Raw genomic sequence first — 17,901 nt, 5'->3', positions numbered from 1 at the left:
TGGGCTGGCCCCGCGGTGGGGCGGCGGCAAGGATGGTCGGTTCCGCTCGATCGAGCTGATGCGGCGAGCTGATGCTGCTGGCTGGGCCGCTAGCTGATACTCAGGGCAATGCCGTCCAGAATATCGTGTTCGCTGGTGACTGCCGTGGTGACCCTGCCTTCCGTGACCTCGGCCAGTCGTTCCAGCACGCGCCGCCAGACGAGTCCTCCTGCCCCGATCACGTCCACCCGGCCCGGGTGCATGTAGGGCAGGGCCGCCCGTTCTGCGCGGGACATTTCGAGCAGCTCGGTGCAGGCGCGCCGTGCGGCTTCCAGCGGCAGCTCCGTGCCGTGAATGGCCTGCGGCAAGTATTCCGGCAGGTCCAGGGCGTGCGCGGTGATGGTGGTGACGGAGCCTGCGACACCAACGACGGCGGTGGTCCGCTCCAGGGGGACGGTCTTCGCCGCCTCGCTGATGGCGGCGTCGACGTCGGCCTCCGCGGCGGCGATCTGCGCCGCCGTCGGCGGGTCGTCGCGCAGGTGCCGTTCGGTCATCCGGACGCAGCCGACGTCGACGGAGAAGGCGGCCGTAACACCGCCGGCGTTGCCCAGGACGAATTCGGTACTGCCGCCGCCGAGGTCCACCACGAGCACCGGGTCCTGGCCTCGGGACGGGAGCACGCTGCTGGCGCCGGCGAAGGACAGGGCTGCTTCCTCGTCCCCGGTGATGACGTCGGGTTCGACGCCGAGAAGTTCGCGGACGCCGTCGATGAAGACCTGCCGGTTGCGCGCGTCCCGGGTGGCCGAGGTAGCCACGAAGCGGACCGTGCGGGCGCCGTGCCGGCGGATCAGCTCCGCGAAGTCGGCCGTCGCCGCCAGGGTGCGGTCCAGGGCCTCCTGGGCGAACTCTCCGGTGGCATCGACGCCCTGGCCCAGCCGGACCACCCGCATTTCGCGGACGATGTCCGTCAGCCGCGGCGTTGCCCCGGGCTGGACGTCGGCGATCAGCAGCCTGATGGAGTTGGTGCCGCAGTCGATCGCGGCCACACGGCTCATTGGCCGGCTCCGGCGGTCGCGGTTTTGGCGGCCGCGCTTCCGGCGGCCATGCCTTCGGCGGTCGCGGTGCGGGACGTCCGGACCGGGGCCGGCCGGCCCACGATCTCCGGCAGGCCCTGCGGTCCGTGCCTGCTGAGGTCCTGCGAAGGAACCTTGCCGCCGGTGTCCCAGGCGCCGTCGCAATAACAGCGGTCCATGGTCCACCATTCGCTGATGGCCTCGAGGGCCTCGTCGCCGAGCGGGTTAACGCCGGGTCCGGCCGCGAGGGTGTGGCCCACCAGAACGTGCAGGCATTTGACGCGGTTGGGCATTCCGCCTGCGGAGACGCCGTCGATCTCCGGCACGGCGCCGATCCCGGAGCGGGCGCCGATCTCGGCGCGGGACGCCAGGTAGGCCCCGTGCGCGGCGCGGTAGTCGTCGGCCAGCGCGTCATCGACGCCGAGCCGGACGTTCATCTCGTTCATCAGGCCCGCGGCCTCCAGCCGGGATACGGCGGAGGTGATGACCGGGTGGGTCAGGTAAAACACCGTGGGGAAGGGTGTCCCGTTGCCGAGCCGCGGCGAGGTGGCCGCCACCAGCGGGTTGCCGCAGAGGCAGCGGGCCGGGATCTCGACGACGTCGCGCACCGGGCGGCCGAGCTGCCGGCTCAAGACGTCGAGGTCGCGCGGCGAGGGCCGGCGGGATTCCGCCGGCGTCCCTGCCGTGCCCGCAGCCGCGGGATCCCCTGCGGCCGGGTTCTCGAGCACTGGGTTCTCGAGCACGGGGGTCTCGTGCACTCGGTTCTCGTCCACTGGGTTCTCGTCCACTGGCGCGGCGCCTTCCTGCCCTGTACGGAGTGTCCGGCGGACAGTCCTGCGGCGGGCGCCGCGTCTTAGTCTGTTGCCGAACGCCGGATGGAGTCCCAGAGGGAGTCCACCCATGGCAGCTCGGCCGGGTCCTGTGCGGACCCTGCCCCGGCCGCGCCACCGGGCTGTCCGGCGGGAAGATCGCCGCCGAAGACCCAATAGCCCGTCTCTCCGGGCATAACCATGTTAATCCGGTCGCGTGCCTGCTGCTTCACGTAGTTCGGATCCTGCCAGCGGGAGACCTGGCGTGACAAGTCTGTCTGCTTCGACTGTTCAGCGGAGATATCCGCCTGCAGCCCGGCGATCTCGGCGCGCTTCTCGAAGAAAATCTTCACCGTGGGGGCCAGCATGATGGTGATGGCAATCATGACGACGAGCAGGGCCAGCATGCGGCCCGAGAACGCCTTGGCGGGGACAGGACCGAGGTTTTCTTCCGCCTCGGCGGATTCCGCCCCGGCGGAGTCCTTGGCCCGGGTGGCGGTGCCGTGCCGGGACGTGCCTTGCCGGGACGTGGCGGGCTTACCCGGTGCTGCCTTGCCGGCGGCATGGGAGTCCGCGGAGACTGTGCCGGCCGCGGTCGTGGCCGGATCCTGCCGGGCTCCGGCCGGGGTGCCCGCCGTGCCACGGGGGACGCCGAAGTCAGCCAGGATGACGTCGCCGCCGTCGCCCGTACCGGAAGGCTTCCGGGCCGCAGGCGTCGCCCGGGGAACCTTGGGTCGGCGGGTAGCCATGTCACTCCTGTCATGCCCGGCCCCTGCCGGGCTGGCGTGCTGCTGTCCTGCTGACAACCGCGGCCTGGACCGGCGTTACCGGCCGGCGGTCAACAGTCGCCAGCTGCGAAGGGACCGTAAACGGAACCGGCGGCCGTGGTCCTTCAACCATAGCCACCGGTTCGTCGTTTATGCGGCTGCTAGCCCTTGAAACGCGGGAAAGCGCTCCGGCCGGCGTAGCGTGCGGCGTCGTCGAGTTCCTCTTCGATGCGCAGCAGCTGGTTGTACTTGGCGACGCGCTCGGAACGGGCCGGGGCGCCGGTCTTGATCTGGCCGGCGTTGGTGGCAACGGCGATGTCGGCGATTGTGGTGTCCTCGGTCTCGCCGGAGCGGTGCGAGGTGATGGTCGTGTAGCCTGCGCGCTGGGCGAGGGACACGGCGTCCAGGGTCTCGGTCAGGGACCCGATCTGGTTGACCTTCACGAGCAGCGAGTTGGCGGTGCGGGAGTCGATGCCGGTCTGGAGCCGCTCCGGATTCGTCACGAAGAGGTCGTCGCCGACGATCTGGACCTTGTCGCCGATGGCGTCGGTAAGGGTCTTCCAGCCGTCCCAGTCGTTCTCGTCCAGCGGGTCCTCAATGGACACCAGCGGGTAGTCGGCGACCAGCTCGGCGTAGTAGGCGCTCATCTCGGCGGAGCTGAGGGCCTTGCCTTCGAACTGGTAGGCGCCGTCGGTGAAGAACTCCGAGGAGGCAACGTCCAGGGCCAGGGCGATGTCCTTGCCCGGGGTGTAGCCGGCGTTCCTGATGGCTTCCTGGATGAGGTCCAGGGCAGCACGGTTGGACGGCAGGTTCGGCGCGAAGCCGCCCTCGTCGCCGAGACCGGTGGACAGGCCCTTGGCCTGCAGCACCGCCTTGAGCGCGTGGTAGACCTCTACGCCCCAGCGCAGGCCCTCGGAGAAGGTCTCGGCGCCGAGGGGGACAACCATGAACTCCTGGATGTCGACGTCGGAGTCGGCGTGCGAGCCACCGTTGAGGATGTTCATCAGGGGCACCGGCAGGACATGGGCATTCGGTCCACCCAGGTACTTGTAGAGCGGCAGGTCGGCGGAGGCCGCTGCGGCGTTGGCGACGGCCAGGGACACGCCCAGGATCGCGTTGGCGCCGAGTTTGCTCTTGTTGGCGGTGCCGTCCAGGTCGATCATCGACTGGTCGATGCTGCGCTGGTCCGTGGCGTCGAAGCCGATGAGCGCCGGGGCAATCTGGTCGATGACGGCGTCGACGGCTTTCTGGACCCCCTTGCCAAGGTAGCGGCCCTTGTCGCCGTCGCGGAGTTCAACGGCCTCGTGCTCGCCGGTGGAGGCTCCGGAGGGAACCGCCGCCCGGCCGATCTGGCCGTCCGAGAGCAGGACTTCAACTTCTACGGTGGGGTTGCCACGGGAATCGAGGATCTCGCGGGCGTGGATGGCATCGATAAGCGCCATGGATAGGCTCCTTTTAGGTGAAGCGATCTGCTGGGAATCTGAATGGAAATCAAGCTGGGAATCAAGCTGAAAAACCGACGTCCTCGTCGGTACCCAGCCTAGTCGAGAGTGGGATCAGTTACAGAAACCTATCCGGTGCACGGACGTCACCGTCGCCGGATGAACCGGACGACGGCGGAGGCGGGCTTTCCTGGAAGCGGCGGATCGCACCGCGCAGGGCGCGTTCGGCGTCGAGCCCGTCCTCCCGGGCTGCGGCGGCGATGCCGAAGAGAAGATTGCCGAGTTCCTCTTCGGTAGACGGTATCCCGACGGCGGTTTCCCTGCCGGCCGCCGGGAGGCCGGCGCGTTCTGCCCGGTCCAGGAGTTTCTGGGCCCGGGCCAGGGCCGGCAGCGCCGCAGGAACGCCCTCAAAAGTGTCACCGCGGTGGCCAGTTCCGGCGGGGGGCGCCCCGGAGTGCAGGACCTTCTCGGCGCGCTTGACGGCGTCCCAGGTCCGGACGATCTCCTCGACCGTCGCCGGGAAGGAATCCTGCAGCGTTCCGTCGGGGCGGAAGACGTGCGGGTTACGCCGGACCATCTTCGCGGAAAGGCCGGCGGCGACGTCGCCGAGGTCAAAGGCGCAGCGCTCCTCGGCGAGCCGGGCATGCAGGACCACCTGGAGCAGGACGTCGCCCAACTCGGCCTTCAGCTCGGCGTCACCACCGGCCGTCTCGATGGTTTCCGCCACCTCATAGGCCTCCTCGAGGAGGTACTCCACGAGGGATTCATGGGTGAGGGCGCCCATCCAGGGGCAGTGCTCGCGCAGTGCGGCGATCGTTTCGACCAGCTCTGCCAGCTGCCCCTGGACGGGTGGGATGTCCTCGTTAGCCAAGGTCGGCGTAGGCCTCGTTGATGTATTCGACGAGTGCTTCCTTCTCCTCGAGCGGCAGGAAGGCGGCCTCGGAGGCGTTGAGCGTCAGCTCCAGCAGGTCGTCGAGATCGTAGTCGAAGGTCTCCACCAGCAGTTCGAACTCGTCCGTCAGCGTCACCCCGCTCATGAGCCGGTTGTCCGTGTTGATGGTGACGTTAAAGCCGAGCTGGTAGAGCATGTCCAGCGGGTGGCTTTCGATTCCCTCGCCGAAGCCCGCGACGGCGCCGGTCTGCAGGTTGGAAGAGGGGCAGATCTCCAGGGCGATGCCGCGGTCGCGCACCCAGCTGGCGAGCTCACCCAGGGTCACCATACCGATGCTGTCGTTGACCTCGTCGCTGCTGTCGTCGAGTTCGGCAGCCCCTTCGTCGTCGTCGAATTCAACGGTGACGTCCTCGGCGATCCGGACGCCATGGCCGAGCCGCAGGGCACGGCCGTCGACGAGGGCGGACTGGATGCTTTCCAGGCCGGCGGCCTCACCCGCGTGGACTGTGGCCGGGAAGTTGTGCTGGGCCAGGTAGGTGAAAGCGTCCTTGAAGCGTGCGGGCAGGAAGCCGTCCTCGGCACCTGCGATGTCAAAGCCGACGGCGCCGTTGTTGCGGTGGCGGACCGCCAGTTCGGCGATCTCCTGGCCGCGGTCGGCATGGCGCATGGCCGTGATCAGCTGGCCGACCTGGATATCGCGGCCGGTCTCGGCAACGGCGTCCACGCCGGCTTCGAGGCCTGCCTGCACCGCTTCGACCACTTCGTCCAGGCTCAGGCCCTGCTGCAGGTGCTGCTCGGGGGCCCAGCGGACTTCGCCGTAAATGACACCGTCGTCGGCCAGGTCCTCCACGAACTCCTTGGCGACGCGGAACAACCCGTCCTTGGTCTGCATCACGGCGATGGTGTGGTCGAACGTTTCGAGGTAGCGGACCAGGGACCCTGAGTCGGCTGACTCGCGGAACCACTCCCCCAGCGCGACGGGGTCCGTCGAGGGCAGGGTGTGTCCCGCGGCCTCGGCAAGTTCAATGATGGTGGCCGGACGAAGTCCGCCGTCCAGGTGGTCGTGAAGGGAAACCTTGGGGAGGCCCTTCAGGTCAAAGTCGAGGTCAGGGGCAGCGTCAGGAATAGTCTCAGTCACGTTCCAACCTTAGGGTCGGAGGGCGTGCAATGCCAGCCGGACAAGGGCTGGATCGGGATTTGCCCGAAGAGCGGACTCAGGCGTCGGCGTCGGCCTGGGCCGGCACGGGCGGGTGCAAAGGCGCGGACGAATGCGCCGGTGCCGGCGAATGGGCGGCCGCCGGTGCGGGCGCCGGCTCGGGGTGCGCCCCGGAGTGGGTGGCATTCGCGTCGGAGGCGTGCCCGGCGGCCCGGCTGGTGGCCGCGGCGGCGCCGCGGGTGTCGCGCCAGCGGTGCAGCCAGGTCAGCAAGTGATCAATGACGATGCCAAGCACGATGGCGAAGGCGACGGCGATCCCGACGCCGAGCAGGGGGTGTTCGTGGACCCAGTTCCCGGCCAGGACCCCGATGCCCGCCGAGTAGGCCACCCAGGTGATGGAGGCAAAAAAGTCCAGGACGATGAAGCGCCGCCGGGGGTAGCCGGTGGTGCCGGCAATCCAGTTGACGGCCACGCGCCCCACCGGAATATAGCGGGCCGTGAAAATCAGCATCGCGCCGCGTTTGTCGAGCTCGTAACGGGCCCAGTGCAGGGCCTTCTGAACCTTGGGTTTGCGCATCCAGCGGAAGCGCTCGACGCCGACGTGCCGGCCCAGCAGGTAGGCCATATTGTCACCGGCGATGGCCCCAAGGGCGCCGGCGGCCATGACCAGCCACATATTGGGTTCGCCGGACGTCACGGAGAGGGCGCCCAGGGCGACGATCAGAGTTTCGCTCGGCAGAATGGGCACGAAGCCGTCAATGAAGCAAAAGACCAGGAGAACCGGATAAATCCACCATTGTCCCGCGGCATGGAGGATAGCCTCATTGATGAATTCCACGCGGGGAGTGCTCCTAGGGAAGTGTCGGTAAGCGCTCTTCAGTGTCCCACGGCTGGCAGGTATCCGCTACGTTCCGGCCGCGGAATTCAGTCCGCTTCTAGGGCTCCGATGGCGGGACGGGCTCCGTGTCCTGCGGGAGCTTCCCGCGCACCCTGCTGATGACAAGGTCCAGCGCGATGCCCAGGCCAATCGCGCAGACGACGGCGACAATGACGCCCAGCAGATGGTTCTCCTCGAACCACTGGCCGAAGAAAAGCCCGATCGCCACGGAGTAGCTCGCCCAGAGCACCGCCGAGAGCACCGTCAGCCCCACGAACCGGGCCCGCGGGTAGTGCGTGGCGCCGGCCGTCAGGTTGACCGCAACCCGGCCGACCGGCACGAACCGGGCCACGAGGATCAGCGACGCCGGCCGCTTGCGCAGTTCGGCACCGGCCCAGCGGAAGGCCCTCTGGATCCGGGGCCCGCGCATCCAGGCCCAGCGCTGCGTTCCGGTGCCGCGGCCGATCAAATAGGCCGTGTTGTCGCCCAAGAAGGCCCCGGCGGCGGCAACCGCGGCCAGGAGCAGCGGGTTCGGAACGTCGGCCGTGGCGGCCACGGCCGCCAGCCCGACGACCACGGATTCGCTGGGGATCGGCGGAAAGAAGCCGTCAATCACGCAGCAGGCGAAAACGACCAGCAGCACCCAGGGCTGGCCTGCGGCGGCCAGAATGAAATCGTTGATTGCCTGCACTGTTTCCTAACGAACACCGGGAGCATTGCTGTGGGGACAAGTGTACTGCCGGCCGCCCGCTGGTTGCCCTATCACTTGTGGCTGCCAAACCACGGGTTTGGGGACCACAAGTGATAGGGCAAGCCGGGTTTCTCAGGCGATGCGGTCGATGATGAGCTGCTGCGCCGGGCGGGAGCCCTCCGGGGCAATTACGACGGCGTGCTCCAGCGCTTCCTTGGCCCGCTCGAACTTCTCCGGGGTGTCCGTCAGCAGGGTCATGAGCGGTTCCCCGGCCCGCACCAAGGCGCCCGGCTTGGCATGCATGCGGACGCCCGCACCTGCCTGGACCTGGTCTTCCTTGCGGGCACGCCCGGCGCCGAGACGCCAGGCCGCGACGCCGACGGCCATGGCGTCGAGTTCCACCAGGACGCCGTCGGCCGGGGCGTAGATGATCTCGGATTCCCTGGCAACCGGCAGCTTGGCGCGGGGATCCCCGCCCTGCGCCTCGATCATGCGGTTCCAGACGTCCATGGCCCGGCCGTCCTTCAGGGCTGCCCGGGGGTCGGCGTCGTGGACACCGGCGCAGGCGAGCATCTCTTCGGCGAGCCGGACGGTGAGTTCGACGACGTCTTCCGGGCCTCCCCCGGCAAGCACCTCGACCGATTCCTCGACCTCGATCGCGTTGCCCGCGGTGAGGCCCAGGGGCGTGTCCATGTTGGTCAGCAGCGCCACCGTGTTGACCCCGGCATCCTTGCCCAGGGCCACCATGGTCTCGGCCAGTTCACGGGCCCGCGCAACGTTCTTCATAAACGCCCCGCTGCCCACCTTGACGTCCAGCACCAGCGAGCCGGTGCCTTCGGCGATCTTCTTACTCATGATCGAAGAGGCGATCAGCGGGATGGCCTCGACCGTGCCGGTGACATCGCGCAGGGCATAGAGCTTCTTGTCCGCCGGGGCCAGTCCGGCGCCCGCGGCGCAGATGACAGCGCCCACGTCCTGGAGCTGGGCCAGCATTTGCTCGTTGCTCAGCGCCGCACGCCAGCCCGGGATCGATTCGAGCTTATCCAGGGTGCCGCCGGTGTGGCCCAGCCCGCGGCCCGAGAGCTGGGGCACGGCCACCCCGAAGACCGCCACGAGGGGTGCCAGCGGGAGGGTGATCTTGTCCCCTACGCCTCCCGTGGAGTGCTTATCGGACGTGGGCTTGACGCCGCCGTCGGGCCGGCGCAGGCTGGAGAAGTCCATCCGTTCCCCCGAGGCGATCATCGCTGCGGTCCAGCGGGAGATCTCGGCCCGGTCCATGCCGTTGAGCAGGATGGCCATGTTCAGGGCGGCCATCTGCTCGTCGGCGATGGCGCCGCGGGTGTAGGCGTCGATGGTCCAATCGATCTGGGCGGGGCTGAGCACGCCCTTGTCCCGCTTGATGCGGATGATGTCGACGGCGTCGAACGCTTCGGTCGTGTTTGAAGTTTGTGTCACTGGGGTTCCTCCAGGTGTTGGGGTCCAAAGGCATCGGGAAGGACCTGGTCCATGGTCCTGATTCCCTGGGTGGTCATAAGCTCCATGTCCGGAGCCCGGAATTCGTAGAGCAGCTGCCGGCAGCGTCCGCACGGCATCAGGACGTTGCCGCCGGCGTCGACGCAGTAGAAGGCGCGCAGCAGGCCGCCACCGGTCATCTGCAGGTTACCCACGAGGGCACACTCGGCGCACAGGGTCAGCCCGTAACTTGCGTTTTCAACATTGCAGCCGCTGACGATCCGGCCGTCCGCGGTGAGGGCTGCTGCCCCCACCGCAAACTTCGAATACGGTGCGTAGGCGTTGTTCATAGCGTGGACCGCGGCGGCTTTGAGGGCGCCCCAGTCGACGCCGGTGCGCTGGTCCCCGGCCCCGCCGTCGTCCGCCGTCATCCCTTGACGTACGGTATGCCGCTGGCGGCCGGCGGCCTGGAGCGGCCGACGAGTCCGGCCACGGCAAGCACCGTCACGAGGTACGGCAGCATGGCCATGAACTGGCTCGGCACCGGGGTGCCGATGATCGTCACGATGCTCTGCAGGTTGTCGGCAAAGCCGAACAGCAGTGCGGCGAAGAACGCGCCGATCGGGTTCCAGCGGCCGAAGATCAGCGCGGCAAGGGCGATGAAGCCGCGGCCGCCGGAAATCTCCTTGGTGAAACTGTCGATCGCCACGAGGGTGAAAAACGAACCGCCGATGCCGGCGATCGCGCCGCCCAGCGTGACGTTCCAGAAGCGGGTCGCGTTGACCTTGATGCCCATGGTGTCAGCGGCCTGCGGGTGCTCGCCCACGGCCCGGACGCGAAGGCCCCATTTGGTCTTGAACAGCCCAACCCACACCACGATGACCGCGACGTACATGAGGTAGCCCACGACGGACTGTTTGAACAGGATCGGACCGAGCACCGGGATGCTGGACAGGACCGGGATGTCGATGATGGGGAGCCGTCCGGGCGAGTTGAACTGCGCTTTGTCCGCCTGCATCACGGTGCTGAACAGGAAGCCGGTGACGCCGGAAACCAGGACGTTCAGCACGACGCCGACGATGATCTGATTGACCACGTACTTGATGCTGAACAGTGCCAGCACCATGGACACGGCCGCACCGGCAATGGCAGCCGCGATCAGGCCGATGAACGGACTCTTCGTCAGGGTGGCCACAATCGCGGCAGTGAAGGCGCCGCCCAGGAGCTGGCCCTCGATGGCGATGTTGACGACGCCGACGCGTTCGCACAGCACTCCCGAGAGGGATCCGAAGACCAGCGGCACGGCTAGGGTCACCGAACCCGCGATGAGGCCGGCCAGCGAGATGCTCGGGGTACGGGCCCCGCCGACAACCCAGATCAGGAACGCGGCCACGAACAGGACTATGAACGCGATCTGCAGCCAGCCCGGCGGCCGCTGGTTTTTTGTTTTCAGGGCCAAGGCGTAGCCCGCGAGGCCCAGCATGATCACGGAAAGCACAATCCCGGCGAGGAAGGCAGGCACTTCGATCGCGGGCAACTGGAAAAAGTCGCCGCTGGAGGAGATGCCGAATTTCGCCGTCTGGTTCGGGCCGAGCAGGCCGAAGAAGATGAACGCCACGACGCCCAGAACCAGCAGCGTCACGGGCAACTTCCACGTTACGGGTTTGGCGGAGACCGCCGGAGTGTGATCCCGGGCTGGCCGGGACTTTCCCGGCTGGGGCTTTCCCTGCTGGGGCTTTCCCGGAACGGGCGATGTTGCTGTTGTGCTCATGCTGCACCTCCGGTGGTTGCTGCCTTCTGGGATTTCCCCGCGGATGCGGCCTTCTTCTTTCGCGGGGTCAGGCCGAACACCGAGCGGACCAGCGGAGGGGCGGCGATGAAGAGCACGATCAGGGACTGGACCACAAGCACAATGTCGATCGGGGTGCCGGTCTGGATCTGCATCTGGACGGCGCCGGCGCGGAAGGCACCGAACAGCACACCTGCAGCGAAGGTGCCCCACGGCGTCGAGCGTCCCAGCAGTGCAACGGTGATGGCATCGAAGCCGTAGGTGGCGGCGACGCCGTCGGTGAGTACCTTCTCGGTGCCCGCCACCTGCGCGACGCCGGACAGCCCGGCCAGGCCACCGGCGATAGCCATCACCAGAATGGTGGCGCGGGGAACGTTGATGCCGGCGGTCAGTGCTGCCTGGGGGTTGGCGCCGACGGCCCGGAATTCGAAGCCCACCGTGGAACGGTTTAGCAGCCACCAGACGAACACAGTGGCAGCGATCGCCAGCAGGAACCCGAGGTGCAGGCGGTACTGGCTGCCCAGAATCTGCGGGTAGACGGCGGTCGCATCGAGGATCGGGGAGATCGGGGTGGTCTCCCCCGGCCGCTGGAACGCCGGGGTGTCGAGCAGATACCGCACCAGGTAGAGCGCTATGTAGTTGAACATGATGGTCACGATGACCTCGTGGGCTCCGGTCCTGGCCTTGAGCAAGCCGACGATCCCGCCCCAGACGGCGCCGCCGACGACGCCCGCGAGGAGTACCAGCAGCAGGTGCAGACCCAGCGGCAGGTGCAGCGCGAAGCCGACCCAGGAAGCCAGGATGCCGGCCATGATGATCTGTCCCTGCGCACCGATGTTGAACAGGCCGGCCCGGAATGCCAGGGCGACCCCCAGGCCGGCGGTGATCAGCGGGGTGGCGATGGTGAGCGTTTCCATCAGCGGGGCGAACTGCCCGGCCACTGTTGCGCCGCGGGGGTTGAACACGGATCCCTGGAAGAGCGCCACGTAGGAGCGGGTGGCGGCTGACCAGACGGCGGACAGGAAGTCACCGGGCCGGGCAAAGAGGTAGCCGGCCGTGGCACTGACCTGCTTGTCGGTGCTGGCAATGAGCAGGCCGCCGAGGATCAGGGCGAGCAGCACAGCAAGGACGGAAACCATGCCGCTGCCGGTGAAGATCTTGCGCAGTACGGAGTCCGGGCCGCCGGGGATGGTTCCGCTCTGGCCGGAGACCGGGACGGCCGACGGGCGAATTGCGCCGCCTGCGGTATCGAGCGAGGTGGCGTTGGCAGCACCGGCTGCCGCCGCCTCCTGCCCGGGGACGTGTGCTTCCGGTGCCGGCGTTTCCTGGGACTCGCCCGGACCCGGGTCAGCCGGGTGTCCCGGCGGGTTCTTGTCAGTCAAGGTCGTCTCCTACGGCGCTGGCGGTGGAATCCTGCGCGGGGTGGGCGGCGGCCGCCGGGATCGGGGCCGGGGCGGTTGCCTGGTTCCTGGTGGCGCTGTCGGCATGGGCATCGTCCGGGGACAGCCCGGCCATCATGAGGCCGAGGACGTCGCGGCCGGTGCCGGCCGGGACAATTCCCACCAGCTTGCCCTTGTAGAGCACGGCGATCCGGTCGGCGAGCTCGATCACCTCGTCCAGTTCGGTGGAGACGATCATGACCGGGGTGCCGTGGTCCCGCTCCGCCACGATGCGCTTGTGCAGGAACTCAATGGAACCCACATCCACGCCCCGGGTGGGCTGGGAGGCGATGAAGAGCCGCAGCGGCCGGGAAAGCTCCCGGGCCATCACCAGCTTCTGCTGGTTACCGCCGGACAGGGTCCCGGCGGCCAGCGAACCGGACGGCGTCCGCACATCGAACTCGTCGATCCGGGTCTTCGCGTTCTCCAGGACCCTGGCCGGGTTCATGCTGATGCCTTTGGCGAAGGGGGCCTGGTCGTAGCGGTCCAGGATAAGGTTCTCCGCGATGGAAAACGTGCCGATCAGGCCGTCGACGGAGCGGTCCTCGGGCACGAAGCCGACGCCGGCGTTGAGGACATCCTTGACGCTGAGGCCCAGGAGTTCCTCGCCGTCCAGCAGGATGGAGCCGTGGACGCGGTCCTGCAAGCCCAGGATGGCCTCGGTCAGTTCCGTCTGGCCGTTGCCCTGCACACCGGCGACGGCCAGGATCTCGCCGCGTGCGATGTCGAAGCTGATGCCGTCCACGACGTGCTGTCCGCTCGGCGCAATGACCGTGAGGTCCTGGACCTGGAAGGTCTTTTCCTGCGGCTGGGCCGGTGCCTTGTCCAGGGTCAGGTTGACCGCGCGGCCCACCATCATGGACGCGAGTTCCGTCGTCGAGGCCGCGGGACTGGCAGTGCCGACCACCTTGCCGCGCCGGATCACCGTGATGGTGTCGGAGACGGCCTTGACCTCGCGGAGCTTGTGCGAAATGAAGACGATGGAAGTTCCGTGGCTCTTGAGCTGGCGCATAATGTCCAGCAGCTCATCGGTGTCCTGCGGGGTCAGCACGGCCGTGGGCTCATCGAGGATGAGCACCTTGGCGTCGCGGACCAGGGCCTTGATGATTTCGACGCGCTGCTGCACGCCGACGGGCAGGTCCTCGATCAGGGCGTCGGGATCGACGTCGAAGCCGTACCGGTCTGAAATCTCCCGGATCTTCCGGCGGGTGTCCGCCAGATTCAGGAATCCTCCGGCTTTGGTGGTTTCCGCGCCGAGGGCCACGTTTTCGGCAACGGTGAAGACCGGGACCAGCATGAAGTGCTGGTGTACCATGCCGATGCCTGCCGCCATGGCGTCCCCCGGCCCGCGGAAGGTGACGGGCTTGCCGTCGACGAGGATCTGTCCCTCGGTGGGTTCGTACAGTCCGTACAGGACGTTCATCAGCGTGGACTTGCCAGCGCCGTTCTCGCCGAGCAGACAGTGGATCTGCCCGGGTTCAACGACCACATCGATGTGATCGTTGGCTATCAGGGAGCCGAAGCGTTTGGTGATCCCCTTGAGTTCAAGTTTCAAAACTCTGACCAATCTCGAAGTGTCCGGACAACGTGGCCCGGACGGGACGTGGGGCTGCAGCACAAGCCTAGTGCCTGCGGCCGGGCGCGGGCCGGAGCCCGCTCAACGAAAAGCGCCACAGCCCGTGCGGTGATTGACCGTACGGGCCGTGGCGCTGAACGGAGGAGGCTAGGCCTTCGGGCTTGCTGCGGATTCAACCTTCAGCTTGCCGTCGGCAATGTCCTTCTTGATCTGGTCCAGCTCCGTCTTCAGCTCAGCCGGAACGGCGGACGCCTGATCGTGGAACGGAGCCAGCTGCACGCCGTCGTTCGCGAGGGTGCCGACGTACGGGGTATTGGTGAACTTGCCGTCCTTGTCCTCCTTCACAACGGCCTCAACGGCCTCGCCCATCTGCTTCATAACGGAGGAGAGCATGATGTCCTTGTAGTCCGGTGCCGTGAGGAAGCCGTCGGAGTCAACCCAGATGAGCTTGACGTCCTTGCCTGCTGCCTTGGCTTCCTTCAGCGCCGCGCCGGCACCCTTGCCGACCGGACCGGCGACGGGCATTACGATGTCCGCACCCTGGTCCAGGAAGTTCTGGGTGAACTGCTTGCCCTTGTCCTGCTTCTCGAAGTCGCCGGTGAAGGAGCCGTCCTGCTTGGCTTTGTCCCAGCCCAGAACCTTGACGCTCTTGCCCTTTTTCTCGTTGTAGTACTTCACACCGTCGGCGTAGCCGTCCATAAAGATGGTGACCGTGGGGATCTTGATACCGCCGAAGGTGGCAACCGTTCCGGTCTTGGTGGTGCCTGCCGCGAGGTAGCCGGCCATAAAGGCGGCCTGGGCCGTGTCGTAGATGATCGGCTTGACGTTGCTGACGGCGGGATCGTAGCTGTAGTCAACGATGGCGAAGCGCTTGTCCGGGTTCGCCGTGGCCTGGGCCTTGGTGGCGTCGCCGAGCAGGAAGCCTACCGTGACGGTCAGGTTGCAGCCGGCCGTGACCATGGCGCGCAGGTTGGGCTCGAAGTCGTTGTTGGTTTTGGACTCGGCCTCGTTGACTTTGATGCCCAGGTCCTTCTCAGCCTTCTTCAGGCCTTCGTAGGAGGACTGGTTGAACGACTGGTCGTCAAATCCACCGGAGTCGGACACGATGCAGCCCGTGTAGTTGCTGGCCGTTTTGGTGGCGCTGCTGCCGGCGTCCGGGGCGGCCCCGCAACCGGTGAGCAGGAGAGCAGCCGCACCGGCGGTGGCGACGCCGGTCATTGAACCGCGCTTGAGGGTTGCACGCAGTGAGTTCTTCAATTTTCCTCCAGGAAGAAAGAGTAGGCGCTGCGACAGGGGTTCAATGAGTGTCTGTTGGCGGTATTGCCGCTGAAACGCTGTTTTCACTGATGGAGTTCGCAGCACTGCGCCGAGGCGCACTGATGCAAGCTACTTTAGTGTCCCAGGACACGTCCAAGTAGCACAGTTCACTGTGATCCCCCGGATTGTTGAGAACTTGTTACCAAGCGGTAGCCGCCGCTGCTTCGTCCGCGGATGCACAAGCACCCCCGGCGCCGGATCCTTGGAGGAAACGGGGCCGGGGGCCTTCGCCGGGAGGCTTGAGGGTTACACCGGGCGGCCGGCTTCGCCGTATTAGATCCGGACCAGCATCTTGCCGGTGTTCACGCCGTCCAGCAGATCCATAAAGGCCTGCGGAGCGTTGTCCAGACCGTCCACCACCGTCTCGTCGTAGCGCACGGTTCCGTCGGCCAGCCAGCCGGACATAGTCCCGACAAACTCGGCCATGTGCTGCCAGTAGCCGCCCACCAGGAAGCCCTTGAGCGTCAGCTGCTTGCCGATGGCCTGCATCAGGTTCCGCGGGGCCGGGGTGGGTTCGGTGGAGTTGTACTGCGAAATGGCGCCGCACATCGCTACCCGGCCGCCAACCGTGAGCGCCCCCAGTGCGGCCTCCAGGTGTTCCCCGCCGACGTTGTCGAAGTACACGTCGATGCCGCGTTCCCCGGCGGCCCCGGCGAGCTGCTCGGCAACGGGTCCGTCGTGGTAGTTGAATGCGGCGTCGAAGCCCAGTTCCAGGAGGCGGGCCACCTTTTCCGCGGAGCCGGCGCTGCCGATGACGCGGGAGGCGCCCTTGGCTTTGGCGATCTGCCCCACCAAGGAACCAACGGCACCTGCGGCGCCGGAGACGAAGACCACCTCGCCGGACTTAAACTCGGCGACCTTGAGCAGGCCGGCATAGGCGGTGAGGCCGGTCATGCCGAGCGCACCGAGGAAAGCGGACGCCGGGGCAAGATCGGTGTGCACCGGAGACGTTGCGGCCGCATCGAGCACGGCGTATTCGCGCCAGCCCAGCGCATGGACCACGGTGTCCCCCACCGTGCGGTCGCTCGAGCGGGAGGCGATGACCTCGCCCACGGCGCCGCCCTCCATCGCTTCGTCCAGTTTGAAGGGCGCCGAGTAGGATTTCACGTCGTTCATCCGGCCGCGCATGTAGGGGTCTACCGAGATGTAGAGGTTGCGGACCAGGACCTGGCCCTCCTGCAGCTCCGGCAGGTTGGTTTCCGTAAGCCGGAAGTTCGCCGGCACGGGGCGGCCGTGCGGCCGGGATGCCAGCCGGATCTCCCTGGTGAGGGCGGAAATCGTGGCGGTTTCTCCGGTATTGGCGCTCATGCTGCTACCTCCAGGATGGTGATGTCGACTGCCATGTTGCCTCGGGTGGCATTGGAATAGGGGCAGATCTGGTGTGCCTTGGCCACGAGGGATTCCGCGGTGCTGCGGTCCACGGCGGGCAGCGCGATCTCGAGTTCGGCGGCGAGGCCGTAACCGGCACCGTCGGCGAGGGCACCAAAGTGGATCTTGGCGGCGACGGCGGAATCCGTCAGGTCCGCTTTCTCCTTGCGTCCGACGAGCCGCAGCGCGGAATGGAAGCACGCCGCGTAGCCCGCGGCGAACAGCTGCTCGGGGTTGGTCCCTTCGCCGTTGCCGCCGAGTTCCACTGGGCTGGCCAGGGTCACGTTGAGTTTGCCGTCCCGGGTGCGGGCGTTGCCGTCCCGGCCTTCGCCCGAGGCGAGTGCTTCTGCGGTGTAAAGAGTCTTCAAGGGGTTCCGATCTGTTGGGGAAAATCTGCTGAAGCCAAGGTGTTGGGCGGGGAACTAGCCGGAAGCCTGCTGCATCGCGCCAAGCGTCCGGCGATTTGACGCGCCTCCCACGATCACGACGCCGGCCGCGCCAGGGGTGCAGGCCGCGTCGGCGACGCCGTCCGCATCGGCGGTGCAGGCAGGGAGGCGGTCAGCGCGGGGTAATCAGCGCGCGCTGTGCAGCGCCGCGGTGAGCCGGCCGAGCGTCTCGCGGAGCTGGTCCAGTTCGGCGGCCGGCAGTCCGGCGGCGTCGGCGAGTCTTTGCGGGACGGCGGCGGCGCGGGCGCTCAGCGCGGCGCCGGCCTCCGTCAGGAAGACCTCAACCCGGCGCTCGTCGGCGGCGGACCGCCGTCGTTCGACGAACCCGAGGGCTTCGAGCCGCTTAAGCAGCGGGGAGAGTGTGCCGGAGTCCAGCCCCAGCTCCTCCCCCAGTTCCCGGACGCTGCGGGGCTGGTCTTCCCAGAGCACCAGCATCACCAGGTACTGCGGGTACGTCAGGTTCAGTTCGTCGAGCAGTGGACGGTAGGCCGCCGTGGCTGCACGCGAGGCCGAGTACATGGCAAAACAGACCTGCCGGTTGAGGCGGGGCGTGCTGAGGCGGGGGGCGTCGGTCATGACCTAACCATAGCCCGCAATTGAATTGTGCACAACTGAGTTGCGGCAGGGTTCGCCGAGGTGAGACTTCGCGCCCATGATTCTCGGGCACCATGGGCGCGAACTCTCACCTCGGCGGCAACAGGCGCCGGTCCCACCCTGCGGATTACGCTCGAGGGGCAGCGAGGGGCAGCGAAGGGTGGCGAATGTGGCGAGGTGGCGAGGTGGCGAGGTGGCGAGGTGGCGAATGTGGCGAGGCCCGCGACGCCGATG

17 protein-coding genes are annotated in these 17,901 nt (G+C 67.4%); all 17 read right to left on the bottom strand.

Going from position 1 to position 17,901, the window contains the following annotated elements; genetic code table 11:
• Positions 1 to 89 precede the first annotated feature (89 nt).
• On the bottom strand, positions 90 to 1,034 hold the full coding sequence (locus tag AC50X6_RS06580) for a Ppx/GppA phosphatase family protein (protein WP_494965443.1): 945 nt from the start codon (positions 1,032 to 1,034) through the stop codon (positions 90 to 92).
• On the bottom strand, positions 1,031 to 1,684 hold the full coding sequence (locus AC50X6_RS06575) for a DUF501 domain-containing protein (RefSeq protein WP_494965563.1): 654 nt from the start codon (positions 1,682 to 1,684) through the stop codon (positions 1,031 to 1,033). The genes AC50X6_RS06580 and AC50X6_RS06575 overlap by 4 nt, the downstream gene beginning before the upstream one ends.
• 221 nt (positions 1,685 to 1,905) lie before the next feature.
• Positions 1,906 to 2,610: an FtsB family cell division protein gene (locus AC50X6_RS06570; RefSeq protein ID WP_494965442.1), complete on the bottom strand. Its 705-nt coding sequence runs from the start codon at positions 2,608 to 2,610 to the stop codon at positions 1,906 to 1,908.
• Between the two features lie 179 nt (positions 2,611 to 2,789).
• Positions 2,790 to 4,070 (bottom strand): phosphopyruvate hydratase, encoded by a 1,281-nt coding sequence (eno, locus tag AC50X6_RS06565; protein ID WP_326967952.1) that lies wholly within the window; start codon positions 4,068 to 4,070, stop codon positions 2,790 to 2,792.
• 118 nt (positions 4,071 to 4,188) lie between these two features.
• Positions 4,189 to 4,854 (bottom strand): MazG nucleotide pyrophosphohydrolase domain-containing protein, encoded by a 666-nt coding sequence (locus tag AC50X6_RS06560; protein WP_494965562.1) that lies wholly within the window; start codon positions 4,852 to 4,854, stop codon positions 4,189 to 4,191.
• A 79-nt stretch (positions 4,855 to 4,933) separates the two neighbouring features.
• Positions 4,934 to 6,100: an adenosine deaminase gene (locus AC50X6_RS06555; protein ID WP_494965441.1), complete on the bottom strand. Its 1,167-nt coding sequence runs from the start codon at positions 6,098 to 6,100 to the stop codon at positions 4,934 to 4,936.
• A gap of 76 nt (positions 6,101 to 6,176) precedes the next feature.
• Entirely contained in the window at positions 6,177 to 6,956 is a 780-nt protein-coding gene (locus AC50X6_RS06550; protein WP_494965440.1) for a DedA family protein, read from the bottom strand.
• A gap of 97 nt (positions 6,957 to 7,053) precedes the next feature.
• Positions 7,054 to 7,686 (bottom strand): DedA family protein, encoded by a 633-nt coding sequence (locus AC50X6_RS06545; RefSeq protein WP_326967955.1) that lies wholly within the window; start codon positions 7,684 to 7,686, stop codon positions 7,054 to 7,056.
• A 132-nt stretch (positions 7,687 to 7,818) separates the two neighbouring features.
• Positions 7,819 to 9,141, bottom strand: a complete 1,323-nt coding sequence (locus tag AC50X6_RS06540) for a thymidine phosphorylase (RefSeq protein ID WP_494965439.1) — start codon at positions 9,139 to 9,141, stop codon at positions 7,819 to 7,821.
• On the bottom strand, positions 9,138 to 9,569 hold the full coding sequence (locus AC50X6_RS06535) for a cytidine deaminase (protein WP_494965438.1): 432 nt from the start codon (positions 9,567 to 9,569) through the stop codon (positions 9,138 to 9,140). The genes AC50X6_RS06540 and AC50X6_RS06535 overlap by 4 nt, the downstream gene beginning before the upstream one ends.
• Positions 9,566 to 10,909 (bottom strand): ABC transporter permease subunit, encoded by a 1,344-nt coding sequence (locus AC50X6_RS06530; RefSeq protein WP_494965437.1) that lies wholly within the window; start codon positions 10,907 to 10,909, stop codon positions 9,566 to 9,568. The genes AC50X6_RS06535 and AC50X6_RS06530 overlap by 4 nt, the downstream gene beginning before the upstream one ends.
• A complete protein-coding gene (locus tag AC50X6_RS06525; protein ID WP_494965436.1) occupies positions 10,906 to 12,309 on the bottom strand; it encodes an ABC transporter permease in 1,404 nt (467 codons plus the stop codon). The genes AC50X6_RS06530 and AC50X6_RS06525 overlap by 4 nt, the downstream gene beginning before the upstream one ends.
• Positions 12,302 to 13,921 carry an ABC transporter ATP-binding protein gene (locus AC50X6_RS06520; RefSeq protein ID WP_494965435.1) on the bottom strand — a complete coding sequence of 540 codons (1,620 nt, stop codon included), beginning with the start codon at positions 13,919 to 13,921 and terminating at the stop codon, positions 12,302 to 12,304. Before AC50X6_RS06520 ends, AC50X6_RS06525 begins: the two co-directional genes overlap by 8 nt.
• Before the next feature lie 168 nt (positions 13,922 to 14,089).
• Entirely contained in the window at positions 14,090 to 15,199 is a 1,110-nt protein-coding gene (locus tag AC50X6_RS06515; protein ID WP_494965434.1) for a BMP family lipoprotein, read from the bottom strand.
• Between the two features lie 333 nt (positions 15,200 to 15,532).
• Entirely contained in the window at positions 15,533 to 16,567 is a 1,035-nt protein-coding gene (locus tag AC50X6_RS06510) for an NADP-dependent oxidoreductase (protein WP_494965433.1), read from the bottom strand.
• On the bottom strand, positions 16,564 to 16,995 hold the full coding sequence (locus AC50X6_RS06505) for an organic hydroperoxide resistance protein (protein WP_494965432.1): 432 nt from the start codon (positions 16,993 to 16,995) through the stop codon (positions 16,564 to 16,566). The genes AC50X6_RS06510 and AC50X6_RS06505 overlap by 4 nt, the downstream gene beginning before the upstream one ends.
• Positions 16,996 to 17,199: 204 nt before the next feature.
• On the bottom strand, positions 17,200 to 17,649 hold the full coding sequence (locus AC50X6_RS06500; RefSeq protein WP_494965431.1) for a MarR family winged helix-turn-helix transcriptional regulator: 450 nt from the start codon (positions 17,647 to 17,649) through the stop codon (positions 17,200 to 17,202).
• Positions 17,650 to 17,901: the final 252 nt, after the last annotated feature.

The organism is Pseudarthrobacter sp. HLT1-7 (assembly GCF_059383435.1).
Note: the sequence above shows the minus strand (reverse complement) of the source record. Positions and strands in the feature narration are given on the sequence as shown.

Bases quoted from the DNA above. Each gene is read 5' to 3' on its own strand.
- AC50X6_RS06580 (WP_494965443.1), bottom strand. From the start codon at position 1,034: ATGAGCCGTGTGGCCGCGATCGACTGCGGCACCAACTCCATCAGGCTG.
- AC50X6_RS06570 (WP_494965442.1), bottom strand. From the start codon at position 2,610: ATGGCTACCCGCCGACCCAAGGTTCCCCGGGCGACGCCTGCGGCCCGG.
- eno (WP_326967952.1), bottom strand. From the start codon at position 4,070: ATGGCGCTTATCGATGCCATCCACGCCCGCGAGATCCTCGATTCCCGT.
- AC50X6_RS06560 (WP_494965562.1), bottom strand. From the start codon at position 4,854: ATGGGCGCCCTCACCCATGAATCCCTCGTGGAGTACCTCCTCGAGGAG.
- AC50X6_RS06535 (WP_494965438.1), bottom strand. From the start codon at position 9,569: ATGACGGCGGACGACGGCGGGGCCGGGGACCAGCGCACCGGCGTCGAC.
- AC50X6_RS06530 (WP_494965437.1), bottom strand. From the start codon at position 10,909: ATGAGCACAACAGCAACATCGCCCGTTCCGGGAAAGCCCCAGCAGGGA.
- AC50X6_RS06510 (WP_494965433.1), bottom strand. From the start codon at position 16,567: ATGAGCGCCAATACCGGAGAAACCGCCACGATTTCCGCCCTCACCAGG.
- AC50X6_RS06500 (WP_494965431.1), bottom strand. From the start codon at position 17,649: ATGACCGACGCCCCCCGCCTCAGCACGCCCCGCCTCAACCGGCAGGTC.